The 14,056-nt window shown below is 64.1% G+C and carries 13 protein-coding genes; 11 read left to right on the top strand and 2 right to left on the bottom strand.

Going from position 1 to position 14,056, the window contains the following annotated elements; all coding sequences use genetic code 11:
• The 8 genes from Q0S71_RS11520 to Q0S71_RS11485 all read left to right on the top strand — a co-directional run.
• Positions 1 to 415 (top strand): methyl-accepting chemotaxis protein (locus Q0S71_RS11520; RefSeq protein WP_295995252.1); only part of this gene is annotated, 415 nt, incomplete at its 5' end.
• Positions 416 to 446: 31 nt separating this feature from the next.
• Complete coding sequence (locus Q0S71_RS11515) at positions 447 to 905, top strand: chemotaxis protein CheW (RefSeq protein ID WP_295995249.1); 459 nt, start codon at positions 447 to 449, stop codon at positions 903 to 905.
• On the top strand, positions 902 to 2,188 hold the full coding sequence (locus Q0S71_RS11510; RefSeq protein WP_295995246.1) for a protein-glutamate O-methyltransferase CheR: 1,287 nt from the start codon (positions 902 to 904) through the stop codon (positions 2,186 to 2,188). Before Q0S71_RS11515 ends, Q0S71_RS11510 begins: the two co-directional genes overlap by 4 nt.
• Positions 2,189 to 2,197: 9 nt before the next feature.
• Positions 2,198 to 2,893 (top strand): chemotaxis protein CheW, encoded by a 696-nt coding sequence (locus tag Q0S71_RS11505; RefSeq protein WP_295995243.1) that lies wholly within the window; start codon positions 2,198 to 2,200, stop codon positions 2,891 to 2,893.
• Positions 2,890 to 5,163 (top strand): hybrid sensor histidine kinase/response regulator, encoded by a 2,274-nt coding sequence (locus Q0S71_RS11500; RefSeq protein ID WP_295995240.1) that lies wholly within the window; start codon positions 2,890 to 2,892, stop codon positions 5,161 to 5,163. The genes Q0S71_RS11505 and Q0S71_RS11500 overlap by 4 nt, the downstream gene beginning before the upstream one ends.
• Positions 5,160 to 6,185 carry a chemotaxis-specific protein-glutamate methyltransferase CheB gene (gene cheB, locus Q0S71_RS11495; RefSeq protein WP_295995237.1) on the top strand — a complete coding sequence of 342 codons (1,026 nt, stop codon included), beginning with the start codon at positions 5,160 to 5,162 and terminating at the stop codon, positions 6,183 to 6,185. The genes Q0S71_RS11500 and cheB overlap by 4 nt, the downstream gene beginning before the upstream one ends.
• Before the next feature lie 54 nt (positions 6,186 to 6,239).
• Positions 6,240 to 7,301, top strand: coding sequence for a diguanylate cyclase (locus Q0S71_RS11490; protein ID WP_295995234.1), 1,062 nt, complete (start codon positions 6,240 to 6,242; stop codon positions 7,299 to 7,301).
• Positions 7,298 to 7,612, top strand: a complete 315-nt coding sequence (locus tag Q0S71_RS11485; protein WP_295995230.1) for a pyrimidine/purine nucleoside phosphorylase — start codon at positions 7,298 to 7,300, stop codon at positions 7,610 to 7,612. The genes Q0S71_RS11490 and Q0S71_RS11485 overlap by 4 nt, the downstream gene beginning before the upstream one ends.
• A 25-nt stretch (positions 7,613 to 7,637) precedes the next feature.
• Here Q0S71_RS11485 and murB read toward each other — a convergent pair whose 3' ends face one another.
• The gene (gene murB / locus Q0S71_RS11480; protein ID WP_295995227.1) at positions 7,638 to 8,666 is read right to left on the bottom strand and encodes a UDP-N-acetylmuramate dehydrogenase; all 1,029 of its coding nucleotides are present in this window, start codon (positions 8,664 to 8,666) and stop codon (positions 7,638 to 7,640) included.
• 162 nt (positions 8,667 to 8,828) lie between these two features.
• Here murB and Q0S71_RS11475 point away from each other — a divergent pair, with 162 nt between their 5' ends.
• Together Q0S71_RS11475 and Q0S71_RS11470 are read left to right on the top strand one after the other, a co-directional pair.
• Positions 8,829 to 9,314: a YajQ family cyclic di-GMP-binding protein gene (locus Q0S71_RS11475; protein WP_295995224.1), complete on the top strand. Its 486-nt coding sequence runs from the start codon at positions 8,829 to 8,831 to the stop codon at positions 9,312 to 9,314.
• Positions 9,315 to 9,464: 150 nt separating this feature from the next.
• Complete coding sequence (locus tag Q0S71_RS11470; RefSeq protein WP_295995223.1) at positions 9,465 to 10,724, top strand: nitronate monooxygenase; 1,260 nt, start codon at positions 9,465 to 9,467, stop codon at positions 10,722 to 10,724.
• 138 nt (positions 10,725 to 10,862) lie between these two features.
• On the opposite strand, the gene Q0S71_RS11465 is transcribed toward Q0S71_RS11470, so the two are convergent.
• Positions 10,863 to 11,801, bottom strand: coding sequence for an exopolyphosphatase (locus Q0S71_RS11465; RefSeq protein WP_295995254.1), 939 nt, complete (start codon positions 11,799 to 11,801; stop codon positions 10,863 to 10,865).
• Between the two features lie 474 nt (positions 11,802 to 12,275).
• Here Q0S71_RS11465 and Q0S71_RS11460 point away from each other — a divergent pair, with 474 nt between their 5' ends.
• Positions 12,276 to 13,859 (top strand): M20/M25/M40 family metallo-hydrolase, encoded by a 1,584-nt coding sequence (locus Q0S71_RS11460; RefSeq protein ID WP_295995220.1) that lies wholly within the window; start codon positions 12,276 to 12,278, stop codon positions 13,857 to 13,859.
• The last annotated feature ends 197 nt before the right edge of the window (positions 13,860 to 14,056 follow it).

The following is a 14,056-nucleotide window of genomic DNA, read 5'->3' as shown; positions in this document are numbered from 1 at the left end:
CTCGGTGGTCGCCACCGAAATCCGCCGCCTGGCCGACCAGACCTCGGTGTCGACCTGGGACATCGAGCAGATGCTCAAGGAGATGCAGTCGGCGGTGTCGGCCAGCGTGATGGGCATGGATAAATTTTCGGAAGAGATACGGCGCAGCGTCGGCGAAGTGCGGCTGGTCACCGACCAGCTGTCCGGCGTGATGGACCAGGTGCAGAAACTGGCGCCGCAGTTCGACGCCGTGCTGCAGGGGATGCAGTCGCAGGCGGTCGGCGCGGCGCAGATTTCGGACACCATGATGCAGCTGAACGACGCCACCCAGCAGACCGTCGAATCGCTCAAGGCCACCAGCGAAGCGGTGCACCAGCTGCAATACGCGGCCGGCGACCTGCAATCGAGCGTGGCCAATTTCGCGGTGACGGTGTGATGGTGATTGCGATGACCATGGGCGCGACTTCGTGAAGCAGCTGATTTTCCATATCGGGCAGGATCGCTACGGCCTGCGGCTGCGCTCCATCGTGCGCGTGCTGCCGCTGCTGGAACTGAAGCAGCTGCCGCTGGCGCCCGACGCCGTGGCCGGCCTGATGGACTTCCACGGCCGCTCGGTGCCGGTGATCGACTTGTGCCGCATGAGCGGCGCGGCGCCGGCGTCCGAGCATTTCGACACGCGCATCGTCGTCGTCGATTACAAGGCGCCCGACGGCGCCAGCCATTTGCTTGGCCTGCTGGCCGAACGCGTGCTCGGCGTGCAGGATGTGGACAGCGATGCGCTGGTCGACAGCGGCGTGCGCGCCGCGCTGTTCCTCGGCCAGGTCGCCAGCGACAAGGACGGCATCGTGCAGCTGGTCGAACTGGAACACCTGCTGCCGGAAGCGCTGCGCGCGATCCTGTTCCAGCCGGAGCACCGGCCATCATGAGCGCGCAAACCATGCTGCGCGCGGCGACCGGCCTGAATCTGTCGAAAACGGTGGTGGAGCGCGCCGTCAAAAGCCGCATGCGGCAAACCGCCGTCGCCGATCCCGCCGCCTATCTGGCCGCGCTGACGCCGGAGGAATTGACGCAGCTGATCGAACTGGTGGTGGTGCCGGAGTCGTGGATGTTCCGCGATGCCCAGGCCTTCCAGGCCGCCGTCGAATTCGTCCGGGACCGGCCGCCGGCCACCTCCGGCCGGCCGGCGCGCATCCTGTCCATCCCCTGCGCCGGCGGCGAGGAGCCCTACTCGATCGCGATGGCGATGTACGACGCCGGCGTGGCGGCCGATGCCTTCATCATCGACGCCTACGACATCAGCCCGGCCTGCGTGGCGCGCGCGCGCGCCGGCATCTACGGCCGCAACGCCTTCCGCTCCGGCGACCTGGGTTTCCGCGAGCGCTATTTCACCCACCTCGGCGACGACGAATACCAGATCGGCGAGGCGCTGCGCAAGCAGGTGCGCTTCAAACAGGGCAATCTGCTGGCGCTGGACCTGACCGGATTGCTCGGTTACTACGACGTGATCTTTTGCCGCAACCTGCTGATCTATTTCGACAAGCCGACCACCAAGGCCGCCATCGACCAGTTGCGCGCCCTGCTCGGCGACGACGGCCTGCTGTTCGCCGGCTACGCCGAGGTGCCGTCGTTTTGCCAGCATGGCTTTACGCCGATCCGCTACCCGCAGGCCTTCGGACTGAAAAAGGACGATCCGGCGGCGCTGTCTGCACCGACGGCATCCAACGCCAGCACGGCGCAGCCGCCGGCGCGGCGAGCCGCGCAAGCGGCGCCGGCTTCCGCGGCGGCGCCGTTCGCGCGGCCGGCGGCGGCGCAGCGGGCGGCGGCAAAATCGGCCGCCGTTTCATCGCCCCTTGCACCGCCTCTTTCGGCGACCGCCCCCGTCATCGGCGTCGGCGCCGATCCGCTGGCGCAGGCGCGCAAGCTGGCCGACCAGGGCCGCCACCAGGAAGCGGACGCGCTGTGCCTCGCCCATCTGGCGCACACGCCCGATTCGGCCGAAGCTTATTTCATCCTCGGCCTGCTCAACGAGCACGCGCAAAAACTGAACGTGGCCGAAGACTACTGGCGCCGCTGTATTTATCTGCAACCGGATCACTACGAAGCCTTGTGCCACCTGGCCCTGTTGGCCGAACAAAAAGGCGATGCCGGCGCCGCGACGGCGCTCAAGGCGCGCGCGGCCCGCATCTATCAGCGCCAGCAGGCCTCCTAAGAGCCGACCATGACGACCACCATCATCACCCAAGCGCCCCTGCCCCTGCGGGACATCGACGATTGCTGGAACCGCATCGGCGTGGCCGGCGACCAGAGTTGCGACAAGCTGGCGCAGTTCATCCACTGCCGCAATTGCGGCGTCTACGCCACCGCCGCGCAGGGTAATTTGCAGCGGCCCGTGGGCGCCGGCTACCAAAAGGAATGGGCCGAGCATTTCCGCCAGCCGGTCAGCGACAGCGCCACGCTCGATACGTCGGCGCTGGTGTTCCGCATCGGCCGCGAATGGCTGGCGCTGCCGACCACGCTGTTTGTGTCGGTCGCGCCGCAGGCCGCGCCGCACCGGCTGCCGCACCGCAACGGGCGCGGACTGGCCGGCATCGTCAACGTCGGCGGCACGCTGTATCCGTGCATGGCGCTGGCCGATTTGCTCGGCATCGATGCGGAAGACGGCGCGGCGGCGACCGGCCGCCACACCTTCGCGCGCCTGCTGTTGCTGCAATGGGAGGGCCAGGCCTACGCGCTGCCGGTGGCCGACCTGCACGGCATCGTGCGCTACGCCGCCAGCGCCGTGCGTCCTCCGGCCGCCACCATCAACAAGGGCTTGACGCGGTTTCTGTCGGGTGTCGTCACGCACCAGGATCTGCACATCGGCTGCCTCGATGCGACGCTGATCGGCTATCAACTTGCGAGAACATTACGATGAGCCAGGACCAGCACGGCGATCTCAGTCAGTTTTCCATGCGCGACCTGTTCCGCATGGAGGCCGACAGCCAGACCCAGATCCTGACCGAGGGTTTGCTGGCGATGGAGCGCCAACGGGGCGCCGGCGACGCCAGCGCGGTCGAGGCCATGATGCGCGCGGCGCACTCGATCAAGGGCGCGGCCGCCATCGTCGGGCTGGACGTGGTGGTGCAGCTGGCGCACGGCATGGAAGACAGCTTCGTCGCCGCGCAGCAGGGCAAGCTGGCGCTGACGCCGAACCGGATCGATGTGCTGCTGTCGGGCGTCGATCTGATTTTGCAGTTCTCGCGGCTCGACGACGCCGGCGCCGACACCTGGCTGCAGGCGCATGCGCAGCAGATCCGCTCGACGCTGGACTCGATCGCGCACATCGCCTTCCTGCCCGAGCCGCTGGACCTGCAGGCCGAAGCGGCCCTGCTGGCCCCCGCCGCGCCGCTCACTACCCCGGCGACTGCGCCCGCCGCCGCCGAAGATGCGCCGGCGCCGTCGCGCGCGGCGGCCCATTTGAAAGGGGCGCAAAACTTCGACCGCCTGCTGTCGCTGGCCAGCGAGTCGCGCATCAACGCCCACCAGATGCATCCCTTCATCCAGAATTTGCAGCGCTTCAAGCGCAATCAGAGCAGCCTGTTCTCGCTGGTCGAGCAGCTGCACGAGGCCATCGCCAACAGCAGCGACGCCAGCCTGAAAGAGAAGTCGCTGCTGGCGCTGCAAAAAACCCATCCCCTGAAGCAGTTCGTACTCGAACATATCGCCGACATCGAAGCCTATGAGAGGCGCGTGCTGGCGGTCTCGCAAGGCATGGTCGACGAGGTGCTGACGCTGCGCATGCGTCCTTTCCGCGACGGCGTGCAAGCCTTTCCGCGCATGGTGCGCGACCTGGCGCGCGCCATGGGCAAGGAGGTGCATCTCGAAATCCACGGCGAGGATACGCTGGTCGACCGCGACATCCTGGCCAAGATCGAAAGCCCGCTCAATCACATGCTGCGCAACGCCGTCGACCACGGCATGGATACGCCGGCCGAGCGCGTGGCCGCCGGCAAGACCGGCACCGGCACCATCGTGCTCGACGCCAAACACCGCGCCGGCATGCTGAGCATCGAAATCAGCGACGACGGCAAGGGCGTCGACCTGGAAAAAATCCGCCGCCAGGTGGTCGACCGAAAAATGTCGAGCCCGCAGATGGCGGCCTCGCTGTCGCCGGCCGAGCTGCTTGAATTCCTGTTCCTGCCGGCCTTCAGTCTGAAGGAAAACACCACCGAGATTTCCGGCCGCGGCGTGGGACTCGACATCGTGCACGAGACCATACGCCAGCAGAACGGCACCGTCAAAATCGAATCGGAACTGGGCGCCGGTTTCCGCACCTCGATCACGCTGCCGCTGACGCAGTCCATCGTGCGCGCGCTGGTGGTCGACATCCGCGACGAGGCCTACGCCATCCCCATCGTCAAGGTGGAGCGCGTCATCATGGTGCCGCAGGCGGCCGTCCATACGCTGGAAAACAAGCAGTTCTTCGATTTCGGCGACGAGCATCTGGGCCTGGTCTCGGCCGCGCAGGTGCTGGAGCTGGGCGAGTCCGGCCGCGCGCCGCCGGAGCTGCCGGTGGTGGTGATCGGCACCGGCGCGCGCCGCTACGCGCTGGTGGTCGACGCCATCCGCGGCGAGCAAAGCCTGGCGGTGCAGGCCATCGATCCCATCTTCGGCAAGATGCGCGACATCTCGGCCGCCGCCCTGCTCGACGACGGCGAGCCGGTGCTGATCCTCGACGTGCCGGACTTGCTGATCTCGATCGACAAGCTGCTGCACGAGGGCGGCCTGCACCAGCTGGCGAAGGCCGACCGCACCGAGCGGCGCAAGATGAAGCGCATCCTCGTCGTCGACGATTCGCTGACGGTGCGCGAGATGGAGCGCAAGCTGCTGGTCGGGCGCGGCTTCGAGGTCGACATCGCCATCGACGGCATCGACGGCTGGAACGTGGTGCGCAGCGGCGACTACGACCTGGTCATCACCGACGTCGACATGCCGCGCATGGACGGCATCGAACTGGTGGAACTGATTAAAAAAGACATCCACCTGCACCAGCTGCCGGTCATGATCGTGTCTTATAAAGACCGGCCGGAGGACCGCGCCCGCGGCCTGTCGGCCGGCGCCGACTATTATCTGACCAAGGGCAGCTTCCACGACGAGACCCTGCTCGACGCGGTGGCCGACCTGATTGGAGACGCACGCCGATGAAGATCGCCATCGCCAACGATGTCGCCATGGCCGCCGAAGCGCTGCGGCGCGTCGTCGCCAGCACGCAGGAGCACCAAGTGCTGTGGATCGCCCGCACCGGCCTGGAGGCGCTGCGCATGTGCGTCGACCAGCGCCCCGACCTGATCCTGATGGATTTGAACATGCCGGGAATGGATGGCGTGGAGGCGACGCGCCAGATCATGGAGCAGTGCCCGTGCGCGATCCTGGTGGTGACGGGGCGGCCGCATGACAACGTCAACCAGGTGTTCCGCGCGCTCGGCGCCGGCGCGCTCGATGTGACGGCCACGCCGGTGCTGCAGGGCCAGCAGGGCGGCGACGCCGAGCTGCTGGCCAAGATCAAGACCGTCGGCAAGCTGATACGCCACAGCGGCAGCAGCCAGGCCATGCTGCCGAAGACGGCCACGTCCCAGCCGGACCGGCGCGACGCCGCCATCACCACGCTGCTGGCGATAGGCGCGTCCACCGGCGGGCCGCTGGCGGTGGCCAAGATGCTGGCCGGCTGGCGGCCGCCGGCCAATTGCGCGCTGGTGGTGGTGCAGCACATCGATGAAAACTTCGCCGACAATTTCGCGCGCTGGCTAGGCGAGCAGCTCGACATGCCGGTGCGCGCCATCGAACATGGCGATGAACTGGTGGCCGGCACGCTGCTGCTGGCCAAGAGCAACGACCACTTGACGCTGGATCAAAACTATCGCCTGGGTTACGATGCTGCTCCGAAGGACTACGCTTACCGGCCCTCGGTCGATGTGTTTTTCCACTGCGTGGCCAGGCACTGGCGCGGCAACGCCGTCGGCGTGCTGTTGACCGGCATGGGCCGCGACGGCGCCGACGGCCTGCTGGCGATGCGCCGCGCCGGCCAGACCACGATCGCGCAGGACCAGGCCAGCAGCGCGGTCTACGGCATGCCGCGCGCGGCGGCCGAACTGGATGCGGCGCAGATGATACTGCCGCTCGATAAAATCGGCCCGATCCTGCGCAGCACCCTGGGCGGCAAAAGCTGAAGGCCGCCGCCGGATCAGGCACCGAATCACCGAATTTGAGAAAGTAGAGTAGCAATGTCCGATGTCATCCTCCCCCTTGCGGAACAAGAGCCGGCGCTGACCGCGTTTAAAGTACGGGTCCTGCTGGTCGACGACCAACTGATTATCGTCGAAGCGGTGCGGCGCATGCTGAGCGACCAGCCGGATATCGAATTCCATTATGTGACCGATTCGACGATGGCGGTGCAGACCGCGCTGCAATTGCAGCCGACCGTGATCCTGCAGGATCTGGTGATGCCGACCATCGACGGCTTCGGCCTGATCAAGCTGTATCGCGATGAAGATGTGCTGCGCAACGTGCCGGTGATCGTGCTGTCGGCGAAGGAAGACCCGAAGCTGAAGGCGCACAGCTTCGCCACCGGCGCCAACGATTACGTCGTCAAGCTGCCCGACAAGCTGGAGCTGCTGGCGCGCGTGCGCTACCACTCGGGCGCCCACATCAGCCGCTTGCAGCGCGACCAGGCCTTCCGCTTCCTGCGCGAGAGCCAGAAGAATCTGGCCGACGCCAACATCGAGCTGCAAAAGCTGGCGGCGCTCGACGGCCTGACCGGCATCGCCAACCGGCGCCGCTTCGACGACACCATGCGCCTCGAATGGCAGCGCGGGCAGCGCGACAAGCAGCCCTTGTCGCTGCTGTTGTGCGACGTCGATTTCTTCAAGATCTACAACGACAGCTACGGCCATCTAAGCGGCGACCTGTGTTTGAAAAAAGTGGCGGCGGTGCTGACCGAGCATTTGAAGCGCCCGGCCGACCTGGCGGTGCGTTACGGCGGCGAGGAATTCGCCATCATCCTGCCGGAGACGGAACTGGCCGGCGCGCTGAAGGTGGCCGAGTCCTGCCGCCGCCACCTCGAGCAGCTGGGCATCGAGAGTCCGCAGGCGCCGGCGTACGGCAACGTCACCATGTCGGTCGGCGTGGCCAGCGTGCTGCCGTCGCCGGCGTCCAGCGTCGATGAACTGGTGCACCTGGCCGACCGGGCTTTGTACGCCGCCAAGCGGGCCGGCCGCAACCGCGTGTTCAACGCGGCCGACCTGCCCGACGAACTTCTGGACCCTGCTCGGGAAAGCGATATATGACTACCCAATTCGACCAGGTCAGCGTCGTCAAGAAATCGAATATCTACTTCGACGGCAAGTGCGTATCGCACAGCGTGTTGTTCGCCGACGGCAGCAAGAAAACCATAGGCGTTATTTTCCCGTCTTCGCTCACCTTCGGCACCGGCGCGCCGGAAACGATGGAGCTGATCGCCGGCGTGTGCAAGGTGCGCCCGGCCGGCGCCGATGCCTGGACCACCTACCGCGCCGGCGACAGCTTCAAGGTCGCCGGCGATAGCACGTTCGATATCGAGACGGTCGAAACGCTGGACTACGTTTGCCACTTCGGTTGATGCCGGTGGCCCGCGCGCGCGCGCGTCAAACGAACACCGGCTCCGGCTCCAGCCGCACGCCGTAGCGCGCTTCGACATCGGCCTGGATCGCCGCCGCCAGCCGCGTCACATCGGCGCCGGTGGCGCCACCGTTATTGACCAGCACCAGCGCCTGTTGGGCGTACACGCCGGCGGCCCCCAGGCTGCGCCCCTTCCACCCGCACTGGTCGATCAGCCAGCCGGCGGCCAGCTTCTCGCCGCCGTCGGCCTGGCGATGGTGAACCAACCCCGGGAAGCGCTCCAGCAGGCGCGCGCACTGCTCGCCCGACACCAGCGGATTTTTGAAGAAGCTGCCGGCGTTGCCGATCGCTTGCGGGTCCGGCAGCTTGCGGCGGCGGATCGCGATCACGGCATCGGCCACCTGTTGCGCGGTCGGCGCGGCCATGCCCTGTTCGGCCAGCGCCTGCGCCAGTTCGGCATAGCGCAGATTCGGCCGCCACCGTTTCGGCAGCGCGAACGTGACGTCGACGATAATCAGATCGCGGCCGCCATCGTGCTTGAAATAGCTGTCGCGATACGCGAAGCGGCAGCCGGCTTTATCGATGACGATGGTGGCGCCGCTGGCCGGGTCGAAGGCGGTCAGGCTGTGGAACAGGTCCTGGGTCTCGGCGCCGTACGCGCCGATGTTCTGGATCGGCGCCGCGCCCACGGTGCCGGGGATCAGCGCCAGGTTTTCCAGGCCGCCCAGTCCCTGCGCCAGCGTCCACTGCACGAAGCCGTGCCAGTTCTCGCCGGCCGCCGCGCGCACATAGCTGTAGTCGTCATCGCCGCCGACGATGGCGCGGCCTTCGATCGCGATATGCAGCACCAGCCCGGCCACGTCGCCGGTCAGCAGCAGGTTGCTGCCGCCGCCGAGCACCAGGCGCGGCAGCGCGGCCAGCGCCGGATCGGCCAGCGCGGCGCGCAGGCGCTCGACCGAATCGACCCGCAAATAGCGCTGCGCGTACGCGGCGATGCCGAAGGTGTTGAGGCTTTGCAGGGGGAAGTGGTGCTGGACGGCGGACTGTGTGGGCATGGGGCAAACCGGAAAATTTAAGCGATTATAGTGCGTATCATTGAAAAAACCAGTAAAAAACCAGAGGCCGTATGGGTACGCGGGCCGTTGTCCGTTAAAATGTCTGCCTTGATGCGGCGCAGACGAATTTGCGCCGCCAGCCAGATTGAAAAGGAAGAAACCATGCCATCGTTTGATGTAGTCTCCGAAGCGGATATGATCGAAGTGAAGAACGCGGTCGAGCAAGCCAACAAGGAAATCTCGACCCGTTTCGACTTCAAGGGCAGCGATGCGCGTGTCGAGCAAAAGGAAAACGAGTTGACGGCCTACGCCGATTCCGACTTCCAGTTACAGCAGGTGCGCGATGTGCTGACCACCAAGCTGGCCAAGCGCAAGGTCGACGTGCGCTTCCTGGAAGACGGCGATATCAAGAAGATCGGCGGCGACAAGCTCAAGCAGATCATCAAGATCAAGAACGGCATCGAGTCCGATGACGCCAAGAAGATCGTGCGCGTCATCAAGGACAGCAAGATGAAGGTCCAGGCCAGCATCCAGGGCGAGGCGGTGCGCGTCACCGGCGCCAAGCGCGACGACCTGCAGGCGGCCATGGCCATGTTGCGCAAGGATGTGCCCGACATGCCGCTGGAGTTCAACAACTTCCGCGACTGATCCCTGCTCTTCGGGCGTCACAGAACCGTAGTCTTCATAGAGTAGAATGAAGCGAATATCGAGTTCCCTGTCAGCGCTGCCGCGGCCGTCGCCGCGCCAGACCTGGGTCGATTTTACCCAGCGACAAACCATGGTAGTCTAAGGATAGCAATGAAACGTGTTGATGATTTCCGCCTGCGATTTGGCAAAAATGAGTACGTGCCCATCATGGTCGGCGGAATGGGTGTGGATATTTCGACTTCGGAACTGGCGCTGGAAGCGGCGCGCCTGGGCGGCATCGGTCATATTTCGGATGCCATGGTGGAAGATGTGTCGGACCGCCGTTTCGACACCAGCTTCGTCAAGGAAAAGACCAAGTTTTACAAGTTCAACATCAACAACATGGACAAGGCCGTGGTGCAGTTCGACCTCGGCCGCCTGGCCGAGGCGCAGCGCCTGCACATCGGCCGCACCATGGAAGCGAAAAAGGGCGATGGCCTGGTCTTCGTGAACTGCATGGAAAAGCTGACCATGAACGGCCCGCGCGAAACCTTGCGCGTGCGCCTGAACGCGGCGCTCGACGCCGGCATCGACGGCATCACCCTGTCGGCCGGCCTGCACTTCGGTTCCTTCGCGCTGATCGCCGACCACCCGCGTTTCCGCGACGCCAAGCTGGGCATCATCGTCTCGTCGGTGCGCGCGCTGCAGATCTTCCTGCGCAAGAACGCCAAGCTGGACCGCCTGCCCGACTTCATCATCGTCGAAGGCCCGCTGGCCGGCGGCCATCTGGGCTTCGGCATGGACTGGGCCGCCTACGACCTGCACACGATCACGCAGGAAGTGCTCACTTACCTGAAGACCGAGCAGCTGAACATTCCGCTGATCGCGGCCGGCGGCATCTTCACCGGCAGCGACGCCGTCTCCTTCCTCGAGGCGGGCGCGGCCGGCGTGCAGGTGGCGACGCGCTTCACCATCACCAACGAATGCGGCCTGCCGGCCAAGGTCAAGCAGGAATACGTGAAGGCCCAGGAAGAGGACATCATCGTCAACGGCATCTCGCCGACCGGCTACCCGATGCGCATGCTGAAAAGCACGCCCGCCATCGGCGCCGGCATCCGTCCGGGCTGCGAATCCTACGGCTACCTGCTCGACGCGACCGGCAATTGCGCCTACATCAACTCGTACAACCGCGAAGTGGCGGCCCATCCCGGCGAAAAGAACATCGTCGTCATGGACAAGACCTGTCTGTGCACGCACATGCGCAACTTCAACTGCTGGACCTGCGGCCACTACACCTACCGCCTGAAGGACACCACGCACAAGCTCGCCAACGGCGACTATCAGATGCTCAGCGCGGAACACGTGTTCAAGGACTACCAGTTCAGCGTCGACAACCAGATCGCCTTGCCGGCACTGGAAGCGCAGGACTGAGGCCTCCGGCCCAAGACAAAACGGCGCAGCCTTCGCGGGCTGCGCCGTTTTTTCATGCGCGAACACAACGCCAGGCGCCTGGCCAGAAAGCGCCGCCGCCGCGCCCGGCACGCCGCCGCTTTTCCAGCCCGCGGCGGTTCAGCCTTCGGTGGTAATCCGCGTCACCAGCTCGTCCAGCACCTGTCCGGCCTTCTCATTGTCCACTTGGCAAGTGCCGGCGTTTTCATGCCCGCCGCCGCCGTATTCCAGCATCAGCGCGCCGATATTCGTCTGCGATGTCCTGTTCAGGATCGATTTCCCGGTGGCGAACACGGTGTTCTGGTTCTTCAGTCCCCACAGTATGTGAATGGAAATATTCGTCTGCGGGAACAACGCGTAGATGATGAAGCGGTTGCCGGCAAAAATCACCTCTTCATTGCGCAAGTCCAGCACCACCAGATTCTGCCGCACGGTGGCGCAGCGCAGTATCTGTTCCTTGCACTTCTCACTGTGCTCGAAATACAAGTCCATGCGTTCCTTGACGTCCGGCAAGGCCATGATTTCAGCAATCGTATGATTCTTGCAATAGTTGATCAAGTCCATCATCAACTGGTAATTCGAGATGCGGAATTCGCGGAAGCGGCCCAGGCCGGTGCGCGCGTCCATCAGGAAATTGAGCAAGTCCCAGTCCCGTGGGTTAAGCACCTCGTCGCGGTTGAACTGGGCGGCGTCGCCCTTGTCGACGGAGGCCATCATCTCGGTCCATGCGGCGGGGAAGGCTTTTTCACCGCCGTAATAGTCGTAGACGACGCGCGCCGCCGACGGCGCTTCCGGATGAATGATGTGGTTGGCGCGCTCGCCGCTGTTGCGCAGCGTTTCCGACAGGTGATGGTCGAAGGCCAGATGCACGCCCGGGACGAAGGGAAGATTGGTGGTGATATCGTTGTCGCTGACGGCGATTTTCCCATCCTGCATATCTTTTGGATGGACAAAGAGGATCTCTTCGATCATATCCAGATGTTTCAACAACACCGCGCAGACCAGACCATCGAAGTCGCTACGCGTGACCAAGCGATATTTTTTTGCTTCAGCTGACATGAAAACACCCTTTTTATAAAAAGAAAACTCCCCCGTCGCTCGGAGTGCATAGCGAATAATACAGCCCAATACCGATGATGGACAGCAATTGTGATGCAAGCGACAGCGCGCGCGCGGGGCCTTTCCTGCGCTACATTGAGGGCGAATAAACGATGTGCATTGCCTGGATGTCCAGGCGGGGCGCCCTCAAGGCGGCCCGCCCCATCCATGAGCCCCGTCAATACCGCTGTCGCATAAAAACACAGGCGATGACGGCGGGAAATGGCCGTGCTACTATTTATCAATAGTTTTTTTGCTATCTTTTTTTCCAAAAATACCAGGCAGGCAAGTTTGAGCGCCCTGCCCGCAAGCCTTCGGAGCCGTTGCCGTCATCCATGCTGCAGCGCCGTCCGAATGAACGGCATCCCGTCCACCGACGGGGAGTGCGTTCTGTCATGGGGAATCACCCCCAATCACTCAGAAAAGGAAAAAAAGATGGCGACTCACCTGCATCTCCCCCTCCGCATGAGGACAACAATCGGCGCCCTGCTGGCAGCCGGCTTGTTCGCCGGCAGCGCAACGGCGGCGCAAGAAAACAAGGTCTGGATCACGCTGGGCGACGCGGCCTACGCGCAGCTGCAAAAGGTCGCGCCGACGGCCATCGCCAAGGAAAGCCGGATCAGCCAAGGTAGCCAAGCCGGCGCCAAGTTCGCCGGCGGCGAAGGCATCCATCTGGTGGAAGTGGACGAGGCACAAATGCTCAGTCTGTCGGCGGCGATCCACCATGAACTCAGGCGCTGCGGCGGCTTCATGTACCACGCCAGCGAGAGCGCCGGCAAGCAAGCCCTGGGCAAGCCGAGCGCCGCCAGCCTCGCGGCCTTGAGCCGCCCCGCCTATGTGATCGACAACCAGGCGCTGGTCACGCCGATGCTGGCGCAAATGCAGGACAGCAATATCGCCCAAACCATCGTCGACTTGTCGGCCTTCACCAACCGCTACTACACCACCAACGGCGGCGTGAACGCATCGAACTGGCTCAAGCAAAAATGGTCGACCATGGCGGCCGGGCGCAGCGATATCAGCGTGACGCAATTCACGCACCCGAGCTATCCACAAAAATCGGTGATCCTGACGATCAACGGCAGCGACAATGCGGCCGAGGTACTCGTACTGGGCGCCCATCTGGATTCCATCAATGGCAACGGCACCAGCGAGGGCACCCGGGCGCCGGGTGCCGACGACGACGCGTCCGGCGTTGCCAGCATGACCGAAGCGCTGCGCGTGATGCTGGCGAGCGGCTACCAGCCGCGCCGCACAATCAAGATGATCGCCTACGCGGCGGAGGAAGTGGGCCTGCGCGGCTCGCAGGAAATCGCGCTAAGCTTCAAGAGCAACCAGGTCAACGTGGTCGGCGTCATGCAACTGGACATGACCAACTACAAGGGTTCGCCGAACGACATCTATATGTACACGGACTACACGGACAGCCAGCAAAACGCCTTCGTCGTCAAACTGATCAACACCTACCTGCCCAACTTGACGATAGGCTACGACAAATGCGGCTATGGCTGCTCCGACCACGCATCCTGGAGCGCGCAAGGCTATGCCGCCTCGATGCCCTTCGAAACCGCCTTCACACAAGACAATCCCTACATCCACACGGCGAACGACACCTATGCCAACTCCGGCAACCAGGCGCTACATGCATTGAAATTCGCGCGCATGGCGGCGGCCTACGCGGTGGAACTGGGAAGCGATGGCCCGGGCGTCGCACCTCCGGCCGACAGGGAAGAAACGGCCTCGGGCAGTCTTACGGCCGGTCAAAAGAAGACCTATGGGCCGTACAAAGTCGCGGCCGGCGGCGGCTTCAAGGCTGCGCTGACGGGCAGCGGCGATACCGACCTGTATGTGCGCAAGGATGCGCTCCCCACCACCACCACGTTTGACTGCAAATCGGATGGCCCGAGCAGCGCCGAAAACTGCGCGATCCAGCTAACGGCCAACGGCGACGTCTACGTACTGCTGAACGGCTACAGCGCCTCGGCATACACCCTGACGGTCAACTATCGGCCCCAGTAACTAAAACCGAGAACAAACGGGGGGCGCCGAGTCCCCGGTTTTTCGGTTTCCCCCGTGAAAACGCGGACGAAAAAAAGCCCAGCATCTCTGCTGGGCTTTTTTAATATAACAAGCCTGACGATAACCTACTTTCACACTGGTTGCAGCACTATCATCGGCGCAAAATTGTTTCACGGTCCTGTTCGGGATGGGAAGGG

The organism is Rugamonas sp. (genome assembly GCF_025354735.1).
Taxonomy (GTDB): Bacteria; Pseudomonadota; Gammaproteobacteria; order Burkholderiales; family Burkholderiaceae_D; genus Rugamonas.
Note: the sequence above shows the minus strand (reverse complement) of the source record. Positions and strands in the feature narration are given on the sequence as shown.

Coding starts and splice junctions, on each gene's coding strand:
- Q0S71_RS11505 (WP_295995243.1), top strand. CDS start 2,198: ATGACGACCACCATCATCACCCAAGCGCCCCTGCCCCTGCGGGACATC.
- Q0S71_RS11475 (WP_295995224.1), top strand. CDS start 8,829: ATGCCATCGTTTGATGTAGTCTCCGAAGCGGATATGATCGAAGTGAAG.
- Q0S71_RS11510 (WP_295995246.1), top strand. CDS start 902: ATGAGCGCGCAAACCATGCTGCGCGCGGCGACCGGCCTGAATCTGTCG.
- cheB (WP_295995237.1), top strand. CDS start 5,160: ATGAAGATCGCCATCGCCAACGATGTCGCCATGGCCGCCGAAGCGCTG.
- murB (WP_295995227.1), bottom strand. CDS start 8,666: ATGCCCACACAGTCCGCCGTCCAGCACCACTTCCCCCTGCAAAGCCTC.
- Q0S71_RS11465 (WP_295995254.1), bottom strand. CDS start 11,801: ATGTCAGCTGAAGCAAAAAAATATCGCTTGGTCACGCGTAGCGACTTC.
- Q0S71_RS11470 (WP_295995223.1), top strand. CDS start 9,465: ATGAAACGTGTTGATGATTTCCGCCTGCGATTTGGCAAAAATGAGTAC.
- Q0S71_RS11490 (WP_295995234.1), top strand. CDS start 6,240: ATGTCCGATGTCATCCTCCCCCTTGCGGAACAAGAGCCGGCGCTGACC.
- Q0S71_RS11460 (WP_295995220.1), top strand. CDS start 12,276: ATGGCGACTCACCTGCATCTCCCCCTCCGCATGAGGACAACAATCGGC.
- Q0S71_RS11485 (WP_295995230.1), top strand. CDS start 7,298: ATGACTACCCAATTCGACCAGGTCAGCGTCGTCAAGAAATCGAATATC.
- Q0S71_RS11500 (WP_295995240.1), top strand. CDS start 2,890: ATGAGCCAGGACCAGCACGGCGATCTCAGTCAGTTTTCCATGCGCGAC.